This is a genomic window from Endozoicomonas sp. ALB032 (assembly GCF_049310125.1).
GTDB lineage: Bacteria > Pseudomonadota > Gammaproteobacteria > Pseudomonadales > Endozoicomonadaceae > Endozoicomonas_A.
In genome coordinates, this window is record NZ_JBLYNW010000001.1 from 4,406,307 (window position 1) to 4,428,513 (window position 22,207).

Below are 22,207 nucleotides of genomic sequence, written 5' to 3' on the forward strand. Positions count from 1 at the left end.
ATCTTTTTCGATAGCGTTATTGCTTATCTCGGAAAACAGCAGCGAATATAGAATTTTTTGGTATATCAAACGTTCGGGGGCCCAGACATTGATTTTATAATCCGGGTTAACCTCGGCCCATATTTTTAGAAAAGCAAACTCCAAACCTTCAATAGGGCTGACAATACTAACATGAATTAATTTGGGTACTTCGTGATTTGGCATGATAACACCTGAAGGATTGACCCACACGATCTCCAGAGGGGGGGCGATACTTGCCCTTTCACTGACGTGATCAAAAGGCTCAGAATGGGAAAAAAGCGCAAGATGCAGTTTAGTACGGAACTCCGTCAGGTTCCTCATGAAATCTGCAAACAATTCTCCGGTATAGCTCAATAGCTTGATTCATATCCTCTGTTCAATGATTCGATCTATCAAGAACTGATGAAAGGGGTAGGGGGGGAGGGACAGCGTTTGAATTTCCTGATATTTTATTTGCATTCAATGTCGTTTATTGCACAACTACTCAAACCAAAGCGGCGGGAGCGTCCAGGGATCGACGCTATGGCCTCCTGCTCTGTCAGGAGGATTCAGAATCAAAGCGGTTTTTTGCAGGCATGTGTGCGGGCCATGTATCTTAAGGAAGTGTTTTGTAGGAGAGGTAAAAATAGCAACTGGTAGTGCTATAGGGAGTGCTATAGGGTACAGTCGCTGCTTTTGGAGTGAATAATGAGTATTGAAGTTTGGTTTCTGTATGTTGTTTCAATCTTTGTAGTCATACTCATTCCTGGTCCTCTATCTCTGTACATGGTGTCCAATTCTATTAACTATGGGGTTATCAGATCCTATCCGGCATTTTTGGGTGGTACGCTGGCTTCATCACTTTACCTGGTTATTTCGGCCACTGGTCTTGGGGCCATTCTTACGGCTTCGGAAAACATGTTTCTGATACTGAAACTGATGGGAGTTCTTTATCTGGTTTATCTGGGGGTTAATACCATCAGGAAGTCGATGGCTGACACTACCAGTAAACGTCTCAATGATTGTTCTTTGCAGTTTCCCGGCTTCAGTAATCTGTTTAAAAAAGCTTTTCTATTGGGAGCCAGTAATCCAAAAGATATTATTTTCTTTATGGCTTTCTTGCCTCAGTTTATTAATAGAGATCAGGATCTTGTGCAACAAATATTGATCATTGTAATGACTTGGGGTGTAGTGGATTTGGTTTGCAAGCTTCTCTATGGGCTACTGTCAAAATCTGTGAAACCTATGCTGAGTACAAAAAAAAGTATGTTGTTATTTGAGCGTTCTACAGGGGGGCTCTATGTTCTGGCGGGTATCGCTGCCGTGTTGGTTGTGAAATAGAGAGCCAGGCCGAAGAGTATCCGGTGGCTGTGTTTTGTTTCAGTGGCCCATTGTGGACCACTGAAACAGAATGATCAGGTCACATCAATCATGGTGACACTGCCGTCAGGCATCACTTCGGCCATCTGACCCTTGGGTTCTTCCATCAGGAAGAGGGTAAAGAAACCCAACACTGCAGTGCCTGCGATAACCATGAAGAAGGTGGAGTAGTCCACCAGAGACAATACTGTCAGGTAGAAGACAGCGCCCACGTTACCATAGGCTCCTGTCATACCGGCAATTTGACCTGTGAGTCGACGCTTGATCAGGGGTACAGCCGCAAATACCGCACCTTCACCGGCCTGTACAAAGAAGGAGCAGGCCATGGCAGCAACAACAGCAAGAACCAGTGGCCAGCTGGAATCAATGATACTCATCATGTAGTAACCACCGGCCAGGCCTGCAGTGAGAACCAGCAGAGTGATCTTGCGGCCAAACTTGTCACTGAGTAATCCTCCGCCCGGACGGGACATCAGGTTCATGAAGGCATAAGCGGAAGCGACCAGACCCGCCATGACCGGATCCAGTTCAAAGGTATCTGCAAAAAACAGAGGTAGCATGGACACCACGGCCAGTTCAGAACCGAAGGTAGCGAAGTAAAGAACGTTCAGAACGGCCACCTGCTTGAACTGATACTGGTGAATAGCTGGCACAGGCTCGGAGAAAATGTGCTTGTTGACCTGCCAGACTTTCCAGACATCAAACAGGTAGATAGCAGTCAGACCGACATAAATAGCCGTTGAAATCCCGGCACTCAGCATGGCAACACCCTTAGGTGAAAGCTTCCAGGTCAGCAGAGCCAATGCCGCATACATGGGAATCTTCATGATCAGCAGCAAGGCAAAGTCGCCTTTGCTGGTGACTTCCATGGCGCCAATGTTCTTGGGGCGGAAGTAGGTAGCACCTTTAGGGGTATCTGTGACGTTTATGTAGAAGACGACACTGAACAGCAAGGAGATTAATCCGGTCAGGCCAATGGCGTAACGCCAGCCATCTTCTCCACCAAAGAGCAGTGCAAAGGTGGGCAGAGACATGGCAGCAGCAGCAGAGCCAAAGTTGCCCCAGCCACCGTAAATACCTTCTGCGGTACCCAATTGGCGAGCGGGGAACCACTCAGATACCAGACGAATGCCGACCACAAAGCCTGCACCAATAGTACCCAGCATAAAGCGGGCTATGGCGGCCTGGGTAAAGTCATCTGCCATGGCATACATAAAACAAGGAATACTGCAGATGGCCAGGAGTCCGGAATAGACTTTTCTGGGACCGTAAACATCAGTGAGCATACCGATGATGACTCGAGCCGGAATAGTGAGGGCTACGTTCAGAATCAGCAGGGTTTTCAGTTCTTCACGAGTCAGGCCCAGAGACTCGGAAATAGCCAGGGCCAGAGGCGCATGGTTAAACCAGACCACAAAGCTAATAAAGAAGGCAATCCAGCTAAGGTGCAGAATCTTGGTCTTCCCGCTAAAAGAAAACAGGTTAAATGAATCGGGGTTGCTCATACATCCTCCTTGTTTAAGAAATTCCCCAAGCAAAAGCAAACATCAGGCCAATATGATAAATGCACCGATTTGACTTGCATTTTTATGCGTATTTAATGAATTTTCTCTTCTATGCAAGAAAGTTCTTTATTTGAGTGCGGGAAGTTTCTGAGTATTTTTATTCTGCTCACCAAAATGGTGCTCTTTAGCTGTTTGATTATTTCTGCGTGCATTATTTTTGTGCGAGTAGCTAAAGTCTCAGGAAAGAATTTCCTGTTTTTATCGTGTTTTGAAAGTGGGCACGGCAGTTGCATAGGCACAAGAATTAGAAAAGAGGCTGGCTCTAAAGGATGCAGTTGTTCCGGCCCAATGCTAGATACTAAAGAGGATGTCTGGGATGATCGGAAAAGAAACCCTGGTGGTTGTCGGTAACGGCATGGTAGGTCACCGCTTTCTGGAGAAACTGGTAGATGCTGGCGGCCTGAAACGCTTCGATGTGGTGGTATTTGGAGAAGAGATCCGTCCTGCCTATGACCGGGTTCATCTCAGTGAATTTTTCACAGGTCGCTCAGCGGATGACCTGTCTATGGTTTCTGAAGGCTTTTATGAGCAGGAAGGCATTAATCTTGTTCTTAATGAAGCCATTACATCAATAAATCGTGAGTCCTGTGAAGTAGTGACAGCCAGTGGCATGACTCAAAAGTACGATCAGCTGGTACTGGCTACAGGCTCCTATCCATTTGTTCCTCCCGTACCCGGGCATGACCGTGAAAACTGTTTTGTCTATCGTACCATCGAAGATCTGGAAGCGATTAAAGAAGCTGCCCGTAACAGTAAGATCGGTGCCGTTGTGGGTGGCGGTCTGTTGGGGCTTGAAGCAGCAAAAGCTCTGAAAGATCTTGGGCTGGAAACCCACGTGGTCGAATTTGCTCCCCGTCTGATGGCTGTTCAGGTGGATGATAGCGGTGGTGCCATGCTCAGACGCAAGATCGAGGGTCTGGGGGTCACGATTCATACCTCCAAAAATACCCGACAGATTGTTGATGGTGAAGGCGCTGTTCACCAGATGCAGTTCGCTGACGGCGAACAACTGAATACCGATATCGTACTGTTTTCAGCCGGTATTCGCCCAAGAGATGAGCTGGCGAAAGCTTCCGGACTGGAGTTGGGTGAGCGAGGCGGTATCGTTATAGATAACGACTGCCGTACATCTGATGAACGTATATTTGCCATTGGTGAGTGTGCACTCTGGAGTGGCCGTATCTTTGGTCTGGTGGCACCGGGCTACCAGATGGGGCAGGTGGTTGTAGATCAGTTGACGGGTAAGAACGGTAATCAGTTTACTGGTGCCGATATGAGCACCAAGCTGAAACTGATGGGTGTTGATGTTGCCAGTATTGGTGATGCCCATGGCAATACCGAAGGTTCCCTGAGCTACCAGCTGATTGATGAAGAGAAAGAAGTTTATAAAAAACTGGTGGTTTCCAGAAATAAGAAAAAGGTTCTGGGAGCTGTATTGATAGGCGATGCTGAAGAGTACGGCAGCCTGTTGCAGATGATGCTGAATGACATGCGTCCCCCGGAAAATCCTGCTGAACTCATTCTGCCTCAGACCGATGGTTCTGCAGCGACAGGTTTGGGCGTGGCTGCTCTGCCAGAAACGGCTCAAATCTGTTCCTGCTATGACGTCAGTAAAGGTGATCTGGTCAACGCGGTAGCCGGTGGCTGCATGGATATGGGGTCACTGAAAGCCGAAACCAGTGCCGGAACCGGCTGTGGTGGCTGTACGGCTCTGGTCAAACAGGTTCTGGATCATGAGCTGACGGAGTTGGGTGTTGAGGTCAAAAAAGATATCTGTGAGCACTTTCCACACTCCAGGCAGGAACTCTATCACCTGGTTCGTGTCGGTGAATTAAAGTCTTTCGACGAAGTTCTGGCAAAGCATGGCAAGGGGCGTGGCTGCGATATCTGTAAGCCTACCATTGGCTCTGTTCTGGCTTCCTGCTGGAACGAATATGTGTTGAAAGATCAGCATGCTCAGCTGCAGGATACCAACGATTATTTTCTTGGAAACATGCAAAAAGACGGCACTTATTCCATTGTGCCAAGGGTTCCGGGCGGTGAAATTACGCCCGATAAACTGATCACCATTGGTGAAGTAGGACGGGACTTTAACCTCTACACAAAAATCACCGGTGGCCAGCGTATCGATCTCTTTGGTGCCCGTGTGGAACAGTTGCCAGAGATCTGGAAACGTCTTGTCGATGCCGGTTTTGAAACCGGTCATGCCTACGGTAAATCACTGCGCACCGTGAAATCCTGCGTCGGCAGTACCTGGTGTCGTTATGGGGTGCTGGACAGTGTCAGTATGGCGATTGCAGTTGAAAATCGTTACAGGGGCGTACGTTCTCCTCACAAAATCAAAATGGCTGTGTCCGGATGTACCCGTGAATGTGCTGAAGCCCAGAGTAAAGATGTGGGTGTTATTGCCACGGAAAAAGGCTGGAACCTTTACCTCTGCGGTAATGGTGGCATGAAGCCTCGTCATGCCGACCTGTTTGCCACCGAGCTGGATGATGAAACGCTGGTCAAATACATCGATCGTTTCCTGATGTTCTACATTCGCACTGCAGATCGTCTGCAGCGTACTTCTGTCTGGATGGAAAATCTGGAGGGTGGTCTCGATTACCTGCGCGAAGTGATTATTGAGGACAGCCTGGGTATCTGTCAGGAGCTTGAAGATGAGATGACCTACCTGGTGGGTACCTATCAATGTGAATGGAAAACCACCCTCTCAGATCCTGAGAAACTCAAACGTTTCAATCACTTTATAAACAGTGATGAAAGCGACACTAATGTGGTGTTTGTGAACGAGCGAGATCAGATTCGTCCGGCTACCCGTGACGAAAAAATTGCCCTTAAACAGCTGTAAACGAAGTGCCTATAGCGCTGAAAAACAGGAGACTTTAATCATGACTCAAGTGCTCACAGCCAGTACAGCCAATAAAGGTTGGACAACCGTTTGCAGTGAAAGTGATCTTATTCCTAACCTGGGTGTTTGTGCTCTGGTGGATGGTGTGCAGGTTGCGTTGTTTAAAGTAGACGACCAAGTATATGCATTGGATAATTATGATCCATTCAGTCAGGCCAATGTTATCTCTCGTGGTCTGGTAGGTGATCTGGAAGGGCGTCTGGTAGTGGCATCGCCCATTTACAAGCAGCACTTTGATTTGACTACGGGTCAGTGTCTGGAAGATGAGAGCGTGGCGCTGAATGCTTATCCCGTAGAAGTGGTGGACCAGAGGGTTCAGGTCTCACTGGTATCGGTTTCCATTGAGGCAGCCTGATATGACAGCGGTATTCAAGGCGGCTGACGTTAGTCGTCAACCGCCATTGCAGCGGAAGCTGCTGGTGGTGGGAAATGGCATGGGCTCAGTCCGTTTTCTGGAAAAGCTGGTTGAGCAGAGCGGTCATCAATATCAGGTCACCGTCCTATCTGAAGAACCCTGCCCGGGCTATAACCGAATCCAGTTATCCAAACTGTTGGCAGGCAGCGTCGATCTCCAGGGGATTCAGCTGCAGCCTGAGTCCTGGTATCAGGATCAGGATATCAATCTGTTATCGGGCTGTGACTATCGGGTTAGTGATCTCAATCTTGAGTTGAAGCGAGTCGAGACAGAGGGTGGTCAATGTTTTGATTACGATCATCTGGTCCTGGCGACGGGATCTCTACCCAATCGTATTCCCGTACCCGGGGCCGATCTGGAAGGCGTTATGGCTTTCAGGAATCTCGATGATGTTGAGCAGATGCTGACCGCTTCATCCGGTCCTGAGGCAAAGGCTGTGGTGATTGGTGGCGGACTTCTGGGGCTTGAATGTGCCAGTGGTCTTGCCAGACGGGGCATGAAAGTCACCGTGGTGGATACCATGTCCATTCCCATGGCCCGACAACTGGATGAAAAGGCCGGTAAGCTTTTGCAAGGAGCACTGGAAGAAAAGGGCATTGAGTTTCGTTGCAGTGCCATGCTCGATTCCTACACGGGCAAAAATGGTAAAGTGACTGGCGTGCAGCTGAAAGATGGCGAGTGGTTGCAGGCTTCACTGGTGGTCGTCACTGCAGGGGTTCGGCCCAATATAGAACTGATCAGGGAAACCGGGCTGGAGTGTGACAGAGGTATTCTGGTGAATGACAGAATGCAAACTTCTGACCCTTCAGTAACGGCAATTGGTGAGTGTGTTCAGTTGAATAGTGACCTGTTTGGGCTTGTGGCGCCGGTTTATGGGCACGCTCAAGTGGCCGTGCATCGCCTGTTGGGTACCTCGGGAGAGCGGTTTGAGCCGGTTCCGATTCCTACCAGTCTGAAAGTTGACGGTATTGATCTGTTTTCCAGTGGACAGTTTGTTGCGCAAGAGAGTGATGAAGAGATCATCATTGATGCTGCAGGGGTTGGCATCTACCGAAAACTGGTGATCCGTGATAATAAGTTGATGGGGGCTTTGCTCTTTGGAGATGCTTCCGATGGTCTCTGGTATCAGGAATTGATGGAAACAGGACGGGATATTTCAGATATTCGCGACCGACTTGTTTTCGGCAAACGTTATCTGAATTCCTAGGAAACTATTAATAAAGGAAGTATGTCTATGTCTGGCAGCATCGATATCTGCAATAACCAGCAACAAGTCATCCATACGACGTGTGCCTATTGCGGTGTTGGCTGTGGTATCAAGGCGACGGTCACCAATAAAGATTTGCATCTTGTAGATATAGAAGGCCGCAAAGATCACCCCGCTAATTTCGGGCGCCTTTGTTCAAAAGGCAGCGCTCTTGGGGAAACGGTTTCTCTGGAAAATAGACTGCTAACACCTTTTATAGGTGAACAGAGAGTCAGCTGGGATTCTGCTCTGGATGAAGTCGCTGAGCGACTGAAAGCCACAATAGAAGAGTACGGCCCTGAAGCGGTGGCTTTATACGGCTCTGGTCAATTACTGACAGAAGATTACTATGTGGCCAACAAACTAATGAAGGGTTTTATTGGTTCCAGCAATATGGACACCAACTCACGCCTCTGCATGGCTTCTACGGTAGCAGGTCAGAAGAGATCACTGGGTTCCGATACGGTTCCCGGCAGCTACGAAGATCTTGAATTGGCCGATATGATTGTTCTGGTCGGAGCCAATACGGCCTGGTGTCACCCGGTATTATTCCAGAGAATAAGAGCTGCAAAAGAGCAGCGTCCGGACATGAAGGTGGTTGTTATTGACCCCCGTGCCACTGACACCTGTGATATTGCAGACCTGCATCTTCCGCTGAAATCAGGCACGGACACCGCTCTCTTTAATAAGTTATTCAGTTATCTCGATAAGCACGATAAGCTGGATCAGTCGTACATTGATCAGCACACCCAAGGTTTTAATGAGGCTCTGAAAGCCGCCAGAAAAATAGGAAGCTTTTCAGAGGTCGCTGAACTTTGCGGGATTGAAAAACCTGCACTCAAGCAATTTTGTGAGTGGTTTGCCGGGACCGATAAAGTTGTCACGGCCTGGTCTCAGGGTGTGAACCAGTCGGTTGTTGGCACCGATAAAGTCAATGCCATTATCAACTGTCACCTGATTACGGGTCGTATTGGTAAGCCGGGATCTGGACCCTTGTCGCTTACAGGTCAGCCTAACGCAATGGGAGGGCGAGAGGTTGGAGGTCTGGCCAATCAGCTGGCTGCCCACATGGATTTTTCAAACACAGACGATGTAGATCGGGTCAGACGGTTTTGGAAGGCTCCGAATATTGCCACTGTGCCGGGTAAAACAGCTGTCGATTTGTTTAATGCCATGGATAAGGGCGACATTAAGTTTGTCTGGATTATGGGCACCAATCCTGTAGTCAGTATGCCTGATGCCAATAAGGTTATCAGTGCGCTGAAAAAGTGTCCGACGGTTGTCGTGTCTGATTGTATTGGGAAAACAGACACCTCTGAGTTTGCCCATATTCGTCTGCCAGCGGCCGGCTGGAGTGAAAAGGATGGTACGGTCACAAACTCGGAGCGAAGAATTTCCAGACAAAGGGCCCTTTTTGATCTTTCCGGAGACTCTAAACCTGACTGGTGGATTATTTCAAAAGTGGCAGAGAAAATGGGTTTTGGTGACGCCTTTGATTATCAGAGGGCTGCTGATATTTTCCGCGAGCATGCGGCTCTTTCAGCTTTTGAAAATAATTCTGAGGGTCGTAGAAGAGATTTTAATATTGGTGCTCTGGCAGCTATCTCAGATGCAGAATACGAAGCGCTTGAGCCATTTCAGTGGCCACTGGTTTCAGGGCAGACGTCTCATCCACATACAAGATTGTTTGCTGAGGGTGGTTTCTTCACTGAAACAGGTCGTGCAACTATTGTTTCGACGAAGTTTGAGGTCTCCTACCATCAGCCCAATGCTGATTACCCGCTGTTGCTGAATACCGGCAGGGTTCGTGATCATTGGCACACTATGACACGCACCGCACTCTCTCCCAGGTTGAGTCAGCATATTGATGAGCCTTTCCTGGAAGTTCATCCTGCAGATGCTCAAAAATATGGGCTGGTTGATCAGGCATTGTGCCGATTGTCCACAGCCTTTGATTCCATTTTGATCAGAGTGGTTGTGACATCTACAGTAGGTAAGGGTAATGTTTTTATGCCCATGCACTGGACACGTCAGAACAGCAAGACCGGGCATTGTGGTGTGCTGGTGAAGCCTGCGGTAGACCCCTGGTCAAAACAACCGGGCTGTAAACACACTCCTGCAAGGATTGAGGCTGTATCTCTGAAACAACAGGCTGTGTTACTGAGTCGCAAAAAACAGGGTTTTGAGCCATTTGATTATGCGACAGAGGTGAAATTCCAGCAGGGATTCCGATATGAGCTGGCAGGTCAGGGCATTGATTCTTCCATGCTGGAATCTATCGGCCCTGAGAGGGAAAGAATTGATTACACCGATCCGAAGACAGGCAGCGCCCGTAGCGCCTGGTTTGCTCTCGGCCAGCTACAGGCTCTTCTTATTATCGGTGAGTCATTGTCAGACTGTGATCGTGCATGGCTACAGGCTGCCTTTGAAAAAGAGGATATTCCTTTTTCGGAGCGCTGGCGTTTACTGGCAGGTATGCCACCTCAGGGAGAAGATACCGGCAAAGTAGTGTGTGCCTGTTTTGGTGTGGGGGAGAAAACCATTTGTCGTGTGATTGAAGAGGAAGGCTTCAGTGATCCTGCTCAGGTGGGCCTGTCTCTGAAAGCCGGAACAAACTGTGGCTCCTGTATTCCTGAGATTCGCAAATTGATCACCAGTGCGGCAGCACTGGCATAGACACACACTTCATTCATTCTGAGTTTTCGTCGAAGAGCGACCCGCACTTCGACAAGCTCAGCGTGAACAGTGTGAAGTAGAACCCTTAGCTGAACTAAATAATACCTGAGCCGATTTCACTTTCTTCTAATATCGGATACAGGTCGGCATCAGGCAATTGATAATGCCACCATTCGTTTTGTAAAGAGTCGAATCCAGCGACATTCATGGCACCTGCCAGTATTAACCGGTTTTTCTGTGCGAGCTCGGAAATCTGGTCATTGCCATGGTGAGCCAGAGGACGAAAGTCGTCAAACTCGGTACCCATTTCCAGTGTCCGCCCAAACCGATCAACCAGCGTGAGATCGATAGCTATTCCTCTGCAGTGGGTTCGCAAACCGGTTTTCGGGTGAGATACATATTCAGGGTCTGGTACACAGTTAAAGAGTTCTTGCTGGGCTTCCAGGGGGCGAAAGGCATCCCATATTTTTAATTTGAGCCCCATGGGTTGAAGAACTTCAATGACGTTTTGCAATTTGTTGGCGGCTTCTTCGTGCATCAGGCAGAGAGGTTTTTTATAAACCTGCTTACCGGTGAAGTTGTTCTCGGTGGCGTAGACTATCTCGAGAACAAGGTCGTGACTTTGCGGCGTGACTTCAACCAATGGATGCGAGTTCTTCATATGTTGATCTAACCTTCAGGCATTTTTAATTCAGGGTAAAGGTAATTATCGTCGACAGGTTCTTAAAGTTCTGGTTTTACAGGTTTTAACAGGTTGACAGCCAGAGCTGTTACCAGTGCGCCTGCGATAGTGGCCAGAATGTACCAGGAGCGACCGTCGACAACCGGTAGAACGATCCAGCCTCCCCAGGGAGCGTAGTTGATAACTTCGGCCATGAAACCTATAACATTGCCTGTAATACCTCCCAGAACAATGGCGGGTATGACCCGTATCGGGTCAGCAACAGCGAAGGGGATTGCCCCTTCTGATATACCTATCATACCCATGGCCAGAGCGGCCTTGCCAGCCTCTCGCTCTTCAGCAGTGTATTTGCCGGGTGACAGCAGAGTGGCCAGCCACATACCCAGTGGCGGGGTGCATATGGCGACGCCGACACCGCCCATAAGGTAGGGGTGGTTCTTTACCTGAGTCTGAGCAAACAGGGTAGCGACTTTATTGATTGGGCCGCCCATGTCAAAAGCGGTCATTCCTCCAAGAATGACCCCCAATGAAACCTTCGATAATCCCTGAAGACTATGCAACCAATCGTTGAGGTGACTCATCATATTGGCGATGGGTTGTCCAATCACCCAAATCACCAGAGCGGAGGTCAGAAAAGTACCTGCCAGAGGGTAGACAAAGATGGTAGCAACAGGTTGTATGTTCGATGAGAAGGGGATTCTCTTGAGGGCATTGACGATATAGCCCGCGATAAGCCCGACAATCATAGCCCCCAGAAAACCGCATCCAAACTGAGCTGCCAGCCATGCTCCGATCATGCCAGGTGCCAGGCCGGGGCGGTTGGCAATAGACCAGGCTATGTAGCCTCCCAGAACCGGGATGAAGAGGGTAAAACCAGCGACTCCCATCTCCCACACATCTTTGAGAAAACCGGATTCGGGCGGGGCTCCCTTGCCATGAAACATGACAGACACCGATAGGAGCACTCCGCCAGCTACCACGAAGGGAATCATGTGGCTGGTGCCTGTCAGTAGATGGGATCTGAGCTTAATGAATTCTGCTTTCACGCTATTCATTAATATCACCCGTTTTAGTCATTGATGCCCTTTGAGGTATCTGGGTAGAAGAATCTCCGGGGCAGGCCAACAGGCACAAGGATCCCGGAGACTGGCTGCTTTTAATCCCGAATAAATTCCGTGAGAAGTGGCCAGGGAAGCCATATCTGAAACAGTTGAGCCTCATAGGGGTCTGTCCGGGCTTTAAATGTGAAAGCTGAAGTCTAGCAGCTCAGACGGATTGTCAAGTATGAAAGCGGGCTTCGCGTCTTCAAGAGTTTTACGGTTATGCCACCCCCAGCTGACTGCAACGGGAACAGCGCCAGCTTCTCGAGCTTCATGCAGGTCTCCTGAGGTGTCGCTAACGAAATAACAGGGCTGATCCGGGTGCTGTTTCATCACTGTTCGGATTTTGTCCGTTTTGATAAAGCTCTGTTCCATACCCATTATTCCCCTGAAACACCGGATATTCTGATTATTCAGGAAATGCTCTGCAGCTTGGGTAAAATTGGAGGTGATCAGGTACAGAGGGAAGTGTTGGCCAAGGTGCTGCAAGCTCTCACTGACATCAGGAATAGAGCGGCAGTTTTTCATGAACTCCAGGTGGGCAAGTCGTGCATGATTCATAAGAGCGTGTTGCACTTTGTCTCCGGCGACTTGCTGGCTTAGCTTTTTAAAAAAATTGCCTTCAAAAAGGGCGAGAACTTGCTCTTCTGTGGCCAGGTCTTCTGCGTCCAGTTTGATCAAAACTTCTGACCAGAAAGAGAAGAAGGGTTGCCAGGAGTCGGCAATCACGCCACCCATATCAAACAGAATCGGACAGGACATAACAGCTCCGGTGATAAGAGGGTGTTGCTCAATTGTTTGAGAATACTCCAATGCTACTTGTTTGTCGCAGACTGTCTCGATCGCAAACGGGTGTTGAGCATCTCGACGGCCATAGAAAAGGCCATGGCAAAGTAGATGTAGCCTTTTGGAATATGAAAGTCGAGACCTTCTCCCATAAGGGAGACTCCCACCAGAATCAAAAAGGAGAGCGCCAGCATTTTGAAGGTAGGATGATTGCTGACAAACTCTCCGATAGGGGCTGCAGCAAACATCATGATGCCTACCGAAATAACAATGGCGGTGATCATGACCCAGAGGTGTTCTGCCAGTCCCACTGCTGTAATGACTGAATCCAGGGAGAAAACAATATCGATGAGAGCAATCTGGATCAGGGTTATAACATACCCTCGTGGTTTAAGGTGAGATCCTTCATCTTCGCCGGGCTCAATAGAATCGTGAATCTCGTGAGTGGCTTTAATCAGCAGGAAGAGCCCGCCTCCGAGAAGAATCAGGTCGCGGCCGGATAGGGCATGATTGAACAGATGGAATAGAGGGGCAGTGAGACTCATGATCCAGGTAATGGAGAGCAGCAGGGCGATCCTTGTGAACATGGCCAGTAACAGCCCGAGTCTGCGGGCGCTGTTGCGTTGGTGTGCAGGCATTTTGTCGACAACGATCGTAATAAAAATGATGTTGTCGATGCCCAGAATAATCTCCAGAAGGGTCAGTGTTGCCAGAGCTATCCAGGGCTCCGGGGTCAGAAAAAGTTCAGTCATTGTTTCTATCGTATTCGCTCTATCGTATTAGCCGTTCTTGCCGGGATGCTCTTCCCTGAGCTACTCGTTAATAATATCGGTTAAAAATAGACGAGGCTGATAGCTGTGAAGAATGTTTTGACCCCCGGAAGTCTGAAAGGTTGTTCTGTCGGTGTTGTAAGCAATCAGCTCGAGGCGTTGTTTTTGGCCGCTTTCGAGAAAATGCTGGTCACGTTGCGAAGATGATGAAAGTGGGCAAAAAAGTCTGAGGCAGAAGGGAGGGCTGAAAGCCAATAAGACTTCGGCTTTCAGCAGGTAACGGGTATAGCAGTGATTAGCGATCGGAAACCGGGATAAAGTCTCTGGAAGTCTCGCCGGTGTAGAGCTGACGCGGACGACCAATGCGGTATTCACCACTGATCATTTCATGCCAGTGAGCGATCCAGCCCGGAGTACGACCGGTTGCGAAGATTACTGTGAACATCTCTGTTGGAATGCCCAGGGCTTTCAGGATAATGCCGGAGTAAAAGTCTACGTTCGGGTACAGCTTTTTCTCGACGAAGTATTCGTCTTCCAGGGCTATCTTTTCAAGGCGCTTGGCGATCTTGAACAGTGGATCGTCTTCCAGGCCTAGTTCACTCAGAACTTCGTCACAGGTCTGCTTCATAACCTTGGCACGTGGGTCAAAGTTTTTGTAGACTCGATGGCCAAAGCCCATCAGGCGGAAGGGATCATTCTTGTCCTTGGCGCGATCAATGAATTCATCGATGTGTTTCTCATCACCAATTTGGTTCAGCATCACCAGCACTGCTTCGTTGGCACCACCGTGAGCCGGTCCCCAGAGAGCTGCGATACCAGCAGCAATACAGGCGAATGGGTTGGCACCACTGGAGCCTGCCAGACGAACAGTCGAAGTTGATGCGTTCTGTTCGTGATCAGCATGCAGCAGGAAGATGCGGTCCATGGCGCGTGCCAGTACAGGATTAACCTCGTACTCTTCACAGGGAGTAGCAAACATCATGTGCAGGAAATTGCCGCCGTAACCCAGGTCATTGCGCGGGTAAACGAATGGCTGGCCGATGGAGTATTTGTAGGTCATGGCTGCCAGCGTAGGCATTTTGGAAATCAGGCGATAGGCGCAGATTTCACGGTGACGTTCGTTGGTGATGTCCAGTGAATCGTGATAGAAGGCAGAGAGAGCACCTACTACACCGCACATCACGGCCATAGGGTGAGCGTCACGACGGAAACCGGAGAATAGATCCACCATTTGTTCATGTATCATGGTATGACGCATGATGGTGTCTTCAAAATGCTTCTTCTCTTTGCTGTTAGGAAGTTCGCCATAAATCAGCAGGTAGCAGGTTTCCAGGTAGTCAGAGTGCTCAGCAAGCTGCTCAATCGGGTAGCCACGGTGCAGTAGCACGCCCTTCTCACCATCTATGTAAGTGATCTTTGACTCGCAGGAAGCGGTAGATACAAAACCAGGGTCGTATGTGAACAGACCATTGGCAGTCAGGCTGCGAACATCAACAACATCTGGGCCCAGGGACCCCGTATGTACAGGAAGTTCCAGTTGTTTGCCGTCAATCGAGAGGGTTGCTTTCTTTTCAGCCATCATAGGCTCCTGTCTTGCCGTTTATTCTGTCGTTATCGTCTTCTCGGACCCATAATTATTATGCGTACAGAATAAGTTTTTTTGGTTGGGGCCCTTTACGGTTCGACCACTATAGGGCCAGAAATTTGTTTGTCAAACCTGTGTATCTGTGAAAAAGTCTGCGCAATAAGTTCAGAGGTCTATAGTAAATTTGCCTAGAGTGTTAATCAATTGTAATTGAAAACCGAACTGTTTATACTCCTCAGCCGAAGTCGTGGAGGACTTCATGAGGGGGGTGAGAAAAGAACGTTAACATGAATTAACGCGGCTTCTTAACCTGCATTCAGGGTAGCCTGTTCAGGCAAGCCTGATAAAAAGAGGGTATGAACCCGAGTGGGTCGTAGTCTCTGGATATTGTTGCTGATTCAGCTGTGCACGCCTCGGGCGTTGGGACAAAAAACGTGAATAGCAAAAGACCTGTCAATCTAGACATAACCACAATTAAACTACCTCTGCCAGCGTATACCTCGATCCTGCACAGGATTTCGGGAATATTGCTGTTTGTTGGGGTGGGTTTCCTGCTCTATGCACTGGATCTGTCGCTGTCTTCAGAGCAGTCCTTTGCCGAACTGAAAGCGCTCATGTCGGGTGGCCTGGTCAAATTTATTGTCTGGGTGTTGCTTTCCGGGCTGATCTACCACTTTGTTGCCGGTGTCAAGCATTTGTTAATGGATATCGGTATTGGTGAAGGTAAGGAGTCAGGTAAGGCTGGTGCGATCGTCACCATTGTTTTATCAGCTGTACTGATTGTGCTCGCGGGGGTGTGGTTGTGGTAACAAATATTACCAACTTGTCCCGAAGTGGACTCTACGACTGGATGCTGCAGAGGTTGTCTGCCATCATTCTGGCTGCTTACACGTTGTTTTTAGGCGGCTATGTTCTTATAAATCCTGGTCTGGATTTTCAGCAATGGAACGGACTGTTCGAGCAGACCTGGATGAAGGTATTTACCTTGCTCGCCATTCTTTCCATTGCTGCCCACGCCTGGGTGGGTATGTGGACCATTGCCACTGACTACCTGAATGCTCGTGCACTTGGGAACAAGTCTGTTCTGATTCGTTTCCCCTTCCAGCTGATCTGTTTTGTAGCAGTATTCAGTTACATTGTCTGGGGCATTCAAATTCTCTGGGGGAATTGATCTATGACAGCTCTTCGCACACTGACTTACGACGCCATCGTAATCGGCGGCGGTGGCGCTGGCATGCGCGCTGCACTGCAACTGACTCAGGCCGGTATTAAAACGGCCTGTGTGACCAAAGTGTTTCCAACTCGCTCTCATACTGTATCTGCCCAGGGTGGTATTACCTGTGCTATTGCCAGTGCAGATCCTCAGGATGACTGGCGCTGGCATATGTTCGATACCGTAAAAGGTTCGGACTATATCGGTGACCAGGATGCAATCGAGTATATGTGTTCAGTAGGTCCCCAGGCTGTGTTTGAACTGGAGCATATGGGGTTGCCTTTTTCTCGTACTGAAGAAGGGCGTATCTACCAGCGACCATTCGGTGGTCAATCCAAAGAATTCGGTAAGGGTGGTCAGGCTGCTCGAACCTGTGCGGCTGCTGACCGCACAGGGCACGCTCTTCTACATACTCTGTATCAGGCCAACCTGAAAGGTGGTACTACATTTCTGAACGAATGGTACGCCGTAGATCTGGTGAAGAATCAGAATGGTCAGGTGGCCGGTGTTATTGCGATTTGCATGGAAACAGGCGAAACCGTTTATGTTAAATCCAAAGCAACTGTTATGGCTACCGGCGGTGCTGGACGTATCTATGCTTCCACCACTAACGCCCTGATCAATACCGGTGACGGTATTGGTATGGCTCTGCGTGCTGGCTACCCAATGCAGGATATGGAAATGTGGCAGTTCCACCCAACCGGTATTCACGGTGCGGGGGTTCTGGTGACTGAGGGTTGTCGTGGTGAAGGTGGTTACCTGATCAACAGTGAAGGTGAGCGTTTTATGGAGCGTTATGCGCCCAATGCCAAAGATCTGGCTGGCCGTGACGTAGTAGCTCGCTCCATGATTCTCGAAATTCTGGAAGGACGTGGCTGTGGACCGGATAAGGATCACGTGCTGCTGAAGCTTGATCATCTGGGTGAAGAAACTCTGAATCTGCGTCTGCCAGGTATCTGTGAACTGTCCAAGACCTTCGCTCATGCTGATCCGGTTAAAGTGCCTGTTCCGGTCGTTCCAACCTGTCACTATATGATGGGTGGTATTCCTACCAATGTGGGTGGGCAGGCTCTGTTTCCGGATGCTGAAGGTAACGATAAAGTTGTAGAAGGTCTCTATGCCTGCGGTGAAGCTGCATGTGTATCTGTTCACGGTGCTAACCGTCTGGGTGGTAACTCTCTCCTGGATCTGGTCGTGTTTGGTCGTGCAGCAGGTATCCAGATCGAGAAAAACCTGAGAGAGGGTTTCGATGGTGTTGATGCTTCTGACAGTGATGTTGAAGCGGCCATGTCCCGTCTGGATCGGCTGAACAAGTCCGGTAGCGGTGAAAAGGTTGCCGACGTCCGTAAGGATTTGCAAAACACTATGCAGCTCTACTTCGGTGTATTCCGTGAAGGCGATAGTATGCAGGAAGGTCTGAAGAAGCTGAATGAGTTGGGTGAGCGTCTGAAAAATACTCACCTCGAAGACAAGAGTCAGGCATTTAATACAGCCCGCATTGAAGCTCTTGAACTCGAGAATCTCTATGAAGTAGCTTATGCTACTGCGGTTTCTGCCGAAGAGCGTAAGGAGTCTCGTGGTGCTCACGCCCGGAACGACTTTACCGAGCGTGATGATGAAAACTGGTTGGCACATTCCGTGTATTTTCCGGCTGAAAAACGGGTCGGCAAGCGTCAGGTCAACTTTGCTCCTAAAACCATGGACGCTTTTCCACCGAAAGCCAGAACCTACTGAGGAGGAGGCAGGAATATGTTGGGTAGTTCATTAAGTGTCAGTGTCTATCGCTACAATCCGGAGACTGACTCCAAACCTTACATGAAAGACATTGAGGTGGATATTCCTGAAGGCAAAGACCTGATGGTGCTCGATGTCTTAAACCTGATCAAGGAAAAAGACGAAACCTTAGTGTATCGTCGCTCCTGTCGTGAAGGTGTTTGCGGTTCCGATGGTATGAGCATTAATGGTACTAATGGTCTGGCTTGCGTAACATCTTTGTCGGAAGCCATGGGTAGCAAGAAGAAGTTGATTTTGCGTCCCTTGCCTGGACTGCCGGTCATCCGTGACTTGATCGTGGACATGAGTCTTTTCTATAAGCAGTACGAAAAGATCAAGCCCTTCTTGATCAATGAAGAGCCTGCACCGGCCATAGAGCGTCTGCAGAGTCCTGAAGATCGTGAGAAGCTGGATGGCCTGTATGAGTGTATTCTCTGTGCATGCTGCTCCACAGCCTGTCCATCTTTCTGGTGGAATCCCGACAAGTTTGTTGGTCCATCCGGCCTGCTGCAGGCCTATCGTTTTCTGGCTGACAGCCGTGATACTGCGACTCAGGAACGACTCGCGGAACTGGATGATCCGTTCAGCGTTTTCCGTTGCCGTGGTATCATGAACTGTGTGGCTGTGTGTCCAAAAGGCCTGAATCCAACCAAGGCAATTGGTCATATTAAACAGATGCTGTTTGATAGTGCATCCTGATCGGTTACTCTAAAAGGCGGCCTTAAGCGATTAAGCAGACAACAGGGGGGCTCTTTTATTGCTGCACAAGAGACTCCCTGGAAGAGGAAGTTGTCGGAGAACTCGATTTTAGATCAATTTGAGGGTGGTCCGATTACATGAAATGTGCGAATGTTATGTGAGCGTACGTTTTTTCTATCAGCAGTATCTACACTGGTTTTCAAAACTAATTTTCAACATAAAGGGTCTGAGGCTGACGCCAGAATTCTGGAGGAGCTGACGATCCAAAGAGAATTTCTGGCTATGGTCCCACTGTCGCACGAATTAAGTGGAACTGTAGTTTATTCTAAGCCTGACTGACTACTGACTCTCCAAACCAATGAAGGGCAGGTCAGGCAGGTTTTATCAGCGGGACGGCCGGTCAATCACCGGTCTATCTGTGGAGTTTGAATAAGCGGGGGAGGCGAAAGCCCCGGTTTTCAGCGCTCTGCCTGTCAGGACAACAGACAGGCAGACCACAGTGCGACTCTCATGATTAGACAGCCCTTCATTCACGGGGTAGTGATGATGCAAGAAGGTGTGATGCAGCAAATGTGGGATACCTCACATATATCCGGGGGGAATGCTGCATACGTCGAAGAACTTTACGAACAATTCCTTCGCGATCCGAATTCGGTCTCTGAGGAGTGGCGTGATTATTTTGAAAAACTTCCTCAGGTCAATGGTGGTGGTCCGGATGTACCTCACTCCACCATCCAGGAAAATTTTGTCCTGATGGCGCGTCAGCGTCAGAGCACCCGCCCAATCCAAGCCGGCACCATTTCCAGCGATCATGAGCGCAAGCAGATTCAGGTGTTGCGTTTGATCAGTGCCTTCCGAATCCGCGGGCATCAGCAGGCCAGAATAGACCCATTGGGTTGTATGCAGCGTGAACAGTTTCCCGATCTGAGCCTTGAGTATCACGGGCTGAGCGAAGCAGATCTGGATACTGAATTTCAGACCAGTACCATTTTTATCGGTAAAGAGCGGGCAACGCTGCGCGAGATTATCGACTCTCTCATGGCCACCTACTGCGGCTCCATTGGTGTTGAATACATGCACATTGTCAACACTGAAGAACGTCGCTGGTTCCAAAGCCGCATGGAAAGTGTTCGAGGTCGTCCGGATTTGGGCCTTGAAGGTCGGCAGCATCTGCTGGAACGCCTGACTGCGGCAGAAGGTCTGGAAAAATACCTGGGAACCAAGTACCCGGGCACCAAACGTTTTGGTTTGGAAGGAGGGGAATCATTGATTCCCATGCTGGACGAAATTATCCAGCGCTCCGGTTCTTACGGCGCCAAGGAAATCGTGATCGGCATGGCTCACCGTGGTCGACTCAACGTATTGGTTAATATTCTCGGAAAGAACCCTTCTGAACTGTTTGACGAGTTCGAGGGTAAGAAAATGGCCGATACCGGCTCTGGTGACGTGAAGTATCACCAGGGCTTTTCCTCCAACGTCATGACACCGGGTGGTGAAGTTCACCTGGCACTGGCATTCAACCCTTCTCATCTGGAAATAGTGTCCCCTGTAGTAGAGGGCTCTGTGCGTGCTCGTCAGGATCGTCGTAACGATTCTGCCCGTGGTCAGGTTATACCGATTGCCATTCACGGTGATGCCGCATTTGCTGGTCAGGGGGTAGTCATGGAAACCCTGCAGATGTCCCAGACCCGTGCTTATAAGACCGGTGGTACTCTGCATATTATCGTCAACAACCAGGTGGGTTTTACAACCAGTAAACAGGAAGATGCCCGTTCTACAGAGTACTGTACGGATGTAGCCAAGATTGTCGGTGCTCCTATCCTTCATGTGAATGGTGATGATCCTGAAGCCGTCCACTTTGCGACCAAAATGGCGCTGGATTACCGAATGGAATTCAAGCGCGATGTTGTTATTGACATGGTCTGCTACCGTCGTCGTGGTCACAATGAAGCCGATGAACCTTCCGGTACACAGCCTCTGATGTACCAGATTATCAAGAGTCACAAGACGACCCGTGATCTCTATGCAGAGAGACTGATGGAAGCAGGCGTCATGGATGCAGAGAAGGACAAGGCGCTGGTAGACAGCTACCGTAATGCATTGGACAACGGCGGTCATGTTGTTAAGTCGCTGGTAAAAGAACCCAACAAAGAACTGTTTGTTGATTGGACTCCTCACCTAGGACATGAATGGACTGCGCGTCACGATACCCGCGTAGCCCTGGCTACTCTGCAGGGCCTGGGGCAGAAACTGTGCAAGGTACCTGAAGGTTTTGTTGTTCAGCGTCAGGTCAGCAAGATTATTGATGATCGACTGAAAATGGCTGCGGGAGCACAATCCATCAACTGGGGTGCCGCTGAAACATTGGCATACGGTACCCTGATTATGGAAGGTCATCCGGTACGTATTACCGGTCAGGATGTTGGTCGAGGCACTTTCTCTCACCGTCATGCGGTGCTGCACAATCAGAAAGACGGTTCTACCTATGTACCACTGGCCAATATTTCCGAAAAACAGCCTGACTTCCAGATCTGGGACTCTTTGCTCTCGGAAGAGGCTGTGCTGGCTTTCGAATATGGTTATGCGACTACGACACCGGGCGCACTGGTTATCTGGGAAGCCCAGTTTGGTGACTTTGCTAACGGCTGTCAGGTAGTTATTGACCAGTTTATTACCAGTGGTGAGCACAAGTGGGGGCGTCTCTGTGGCCTGACCATGCTGTTGCCTCATGGTTATGAAGGTCAGGGCCCGGAGCACTCTTCAGCCCGTCTTGAGCGTTATCTGCAACTGTGTGCAGAGCACAATATCCAGGTGTGTGTGCCAACCACTCCGGCTCAGGTGTTTCACATGCTGCGTCGTCAGGTGTTGCGTCCGCTGCGAAAGCCATTAATCGCTTTTACTCCCAAGAGCCTGCTTAGGCACAAGCTGGCAGTTTCCACGTTGGAAGAGCTGGCTGAAGGCAGCTTCCAGACCATCATTCCAGAGGTTGATGTGCATGAAGCAGCGGAAATTACCCGTCTTGTCATGTGCAGCGGTAAGGTCTATTACGATCTGCTTGAGTATAAGCGTGCAAATGAACTGAAAAATTCAGCCATCATTCGTATCGAGCAGCTGTATCCTTTTCCTCAGGATGACCTTGATGAGGTGATTGCGCACTATCCAAACCTGAAGGATGTTGTCTGGTGCCAGGAAGAGCCGATGAACCAGGGCGCCTGGTATTGCAGCCAGCATCATATGCGCCGTGCTCTCGATAATCACTCTAACAACCTGCGTCTGGCCTATTCAGGTCGTGATGCTTCAGCGGCACCAGCATGTGGTTATATGTCCAAGCATGTAGAAGAGCAAGAAAAGCTGGTAGAAGACGCTTTTAACGTTTAATTGATGATGCCCCGGTTGCTCCGGGGCG

The 22,207-nt window shown here is 49.4% G+C and carries 16 protein-coding genes; 10 read left to right on the plus strand and 6 right to left on the minus strand.

Features of this window, described 5'->3' with window-relative positions:
* Nucleotides 1–708: 708 nt before the first annotated feature.
* Nucleotides 709–1,341: a LysE family translocator gene (locus ACO6VG_RS16365; protein WP_422133288.1), complete on the plus strand. Its 633-nt coding sequence runs from the start codon at nucleotides 709–711 to the stop codon at nucleotides 1,339–1,341.
* Between the two features lie 74 nt (nucleotides 1,342–1,415).
* On the opposite strand, the gene ACO6VG_RS16370 is transcribed toward ACO6VG_RS16365, so the two are convergent.
* Nucleotides 1,416–2,885, minus strand: a complete 1,470-nt coding sequence (locus tag ACO6VG_RS16370; RefSeq protein WP_422474759.1) for a NarK family nitrate/nitrite MFS transporter — start codon at nucleotides 2,883–2,885, stop codon at nucleotides 1,416–1,418.
* A gap of 376 nt (nucleotides 2,886–3,261) precedes the next feature.
* Between ACO6VG_RS16370 and nirB the strand changes: the two genes are divergently transcribed.
* The 4 genes from nirB to ACO6VG_RS16390 are packed head-to-tail and all read left to right on the plus strand — an operon-like array spanning nucleotide 3,262 to nucleotide 10,193.
* Nucleotides 3,262–5,796, plus strand: a complete 2,535-nt coding sequence (nirB, locus tag ACO6VG_RS16375) for a nitrite reductase large subunit NirB (RefSeq protein WP_422133290.1) — start codon at nucleotides 3,262–3,264, stop codon at nucleotides 5,794–5,796.
* A gap of 40 nt (nucleotides 5,797–5,836) precedes the next feature.
* On the plus strand, nucleotides 5,837–6,211 hold the full coding sequence (nirD, locus tag ACO6VG_RS16380) for a nitrite reductase small subunit NirD (RefSeq protein WP_422133291.1): 375 nt from the start codon (nucleotides 5,837–5,839) through the stop codon (nucleotides 6,209–6,211).
* 1 nt (nucleotide 6,212) lies between these two features.
* A complete protein-coding gene (locus ACO6VG_RS16385) occupies nucleotides 6,213–7,478 on the plus strand; it encodes an NAD(P)/FAD-dependent oxidoreductase (protein WP_422133292.1) in 1,266 nt (421 codons plus the stop codon).
* Nucleotides 7,479–7,505: 27 nt separating this feature from the next.
* On the plus strand, nucleotides 7,506–10,193 hold the full coding sequence (locus ACO6VG_RS16390; protein ID WP_422474761.1) for a molybdopterin-dependent oxidoreductase: 2,688 nt from the start codon (nucleotides 7,506–7,508) through the stop codon (nucleotides 10,191–10,193).
* Between the two features lie 94 nt (nucleotides 10,194–10,287).
* Here ACO6VG_RS16390 and ddpX read toward each other — a convergent pair whose 3' ends face one another.
* From ddpX to gltA, 5 genes are all read right to left on the minus strand, one after another.
* Nucleotides 10,288–10,854, minus strand: coding sequence for a D-alanyl-D-alanine dipeptidase (gene ddpX / locus ACO6VG_RS16395; RefSeq protein WP_422133294.1), 567 nt, complete (start codon nucleotides 10,852–10,854; stop codon nucleotides 10,288–10,290).
* Between the two features lie 62 nt (nucleotides 10,855–10,916).
* Nucleotides 10,917–11,930, minus strand: a complete 1,014-nt coding sequence (locus ACO6VG_RS16400; protein ID WP_422133295.1) for a PTS fructose transporter subunit EIIC — start codon at nucleotides 11,928–11,930, stop codon at nucleotides 10,917–10,919.
* A 183-nt stretch (nucleotides 11,931–12,113) separates the two neighbouring features.
* Nucleotides 12,114–12,737, minus strand: coding sequence for an HAD family hydrolase (locus ACO6VG_RS16405; RefSeq protein ID WP_422133296.1), 624 nt, complete (start codon nucleotides 12,735–12,737; stop codon nucleotides 12,114–12,116).
* A 53-nt stretch (nucleotides 12,738–12,790) separates the two neighbouring features.
* Nucleotides 12,791–13,513: a TerC family protein gene (locus ACO6VG_RS16410; RefSeq protein ID WP_422133297.1), complete on the minus strand. Its 723-nt coding sequence runs from the start codon at nucleotides 13,511–13,513 to the stop codon at nucleotides 12,791–12,793.
* A gap of 313 nt (nucleotides 13,514–13,826) precedes the next feature.
* Nucleotides 13,827–15,110: a citrate synthase gene (gene gltA, locus ACO6VG_RS16415; RefSeq protein WP_422137092.1), complete on the minus strand. Its 1,284-nt coding sequence runs from the start codon at nucleotides 15,108–15,110 to the stop codon at nucleotides 13,827–13,829.
* A gap of 440 nt (nucleotides 15,111–15,550) precedes the next feature.
* Here gltA and sdhC point away from each other — a divergent pair, with 440 nt between their 5' ends.
* From sdhC to ACO6VG_RS16440, 5 genes are all read left to right on the plus strand, one after another.
* Nucleotides 15,551–15,925, plus strand: a complete 375-nt coding sequence (gene sdhC / locus ACO6VG_RS16420; protein WP_422133298.1) for a succinate dehydrogenase, cytochrome b556 subunit — start codon at nucleotides 15,551–15,553, stop codon at nucleotides 15,923–15,925.
* Nucleotides 15,919–16,287, plus strand: a complete 369-nt coding sequence (gene sdhD, locus ACO6VG_RS16425; RefSeq protein ID WP_422133299.1) for a succinate dehydrogenase, hydrophobic membrane anchor protein — start codon at nucleotides 15,919–15,921, stop codon at nucleotides 16,285–16,287. The genes sdhC and sdhD overlap by 7 nt, the downstream gene beginning before the upstream one ends.
* 3 nt (nucleotides 16,288–16,290) lie before the next feature.
* Entirely contained in the window at nucleotides 16,291–18,063 is a 1,773-nt protein-coding gene (gene sdhA, locus ACO6VG_RS16430; RefSeq protein WP_422133300.1) for a succinate dehydrogenase flavoprotein subunit, read from the plus strand.
* A 15-nt stretch (nucleotides 18,064–18,078) separates the two neighbouring features.
* Entirely contained in the window at nucleotides 18,079–18,801 is a 723-nt protein-coding gene (locus ACO6VG_RS16435) for a succinate dehydrogenase iron-sulfur subunit (RefSeq protein ID WP_422133301.1), read from the plus strand.
* Nucleotides 18,802–19,347: 546 nt separating this feature from the next.
* Entirely contained in the window at nucleotides 19,348–22,179 is a 2,832-nt protein-coding gene (locus ACO6VG_RS16440; protein WP_422137093.1) for a 2-oxoglutarate dehydrogenase E1 component, read from the plus strand.
* The last annotated feature ends 28 nt before the right edge of the window (nucleotides 22,180–22,207 follow it).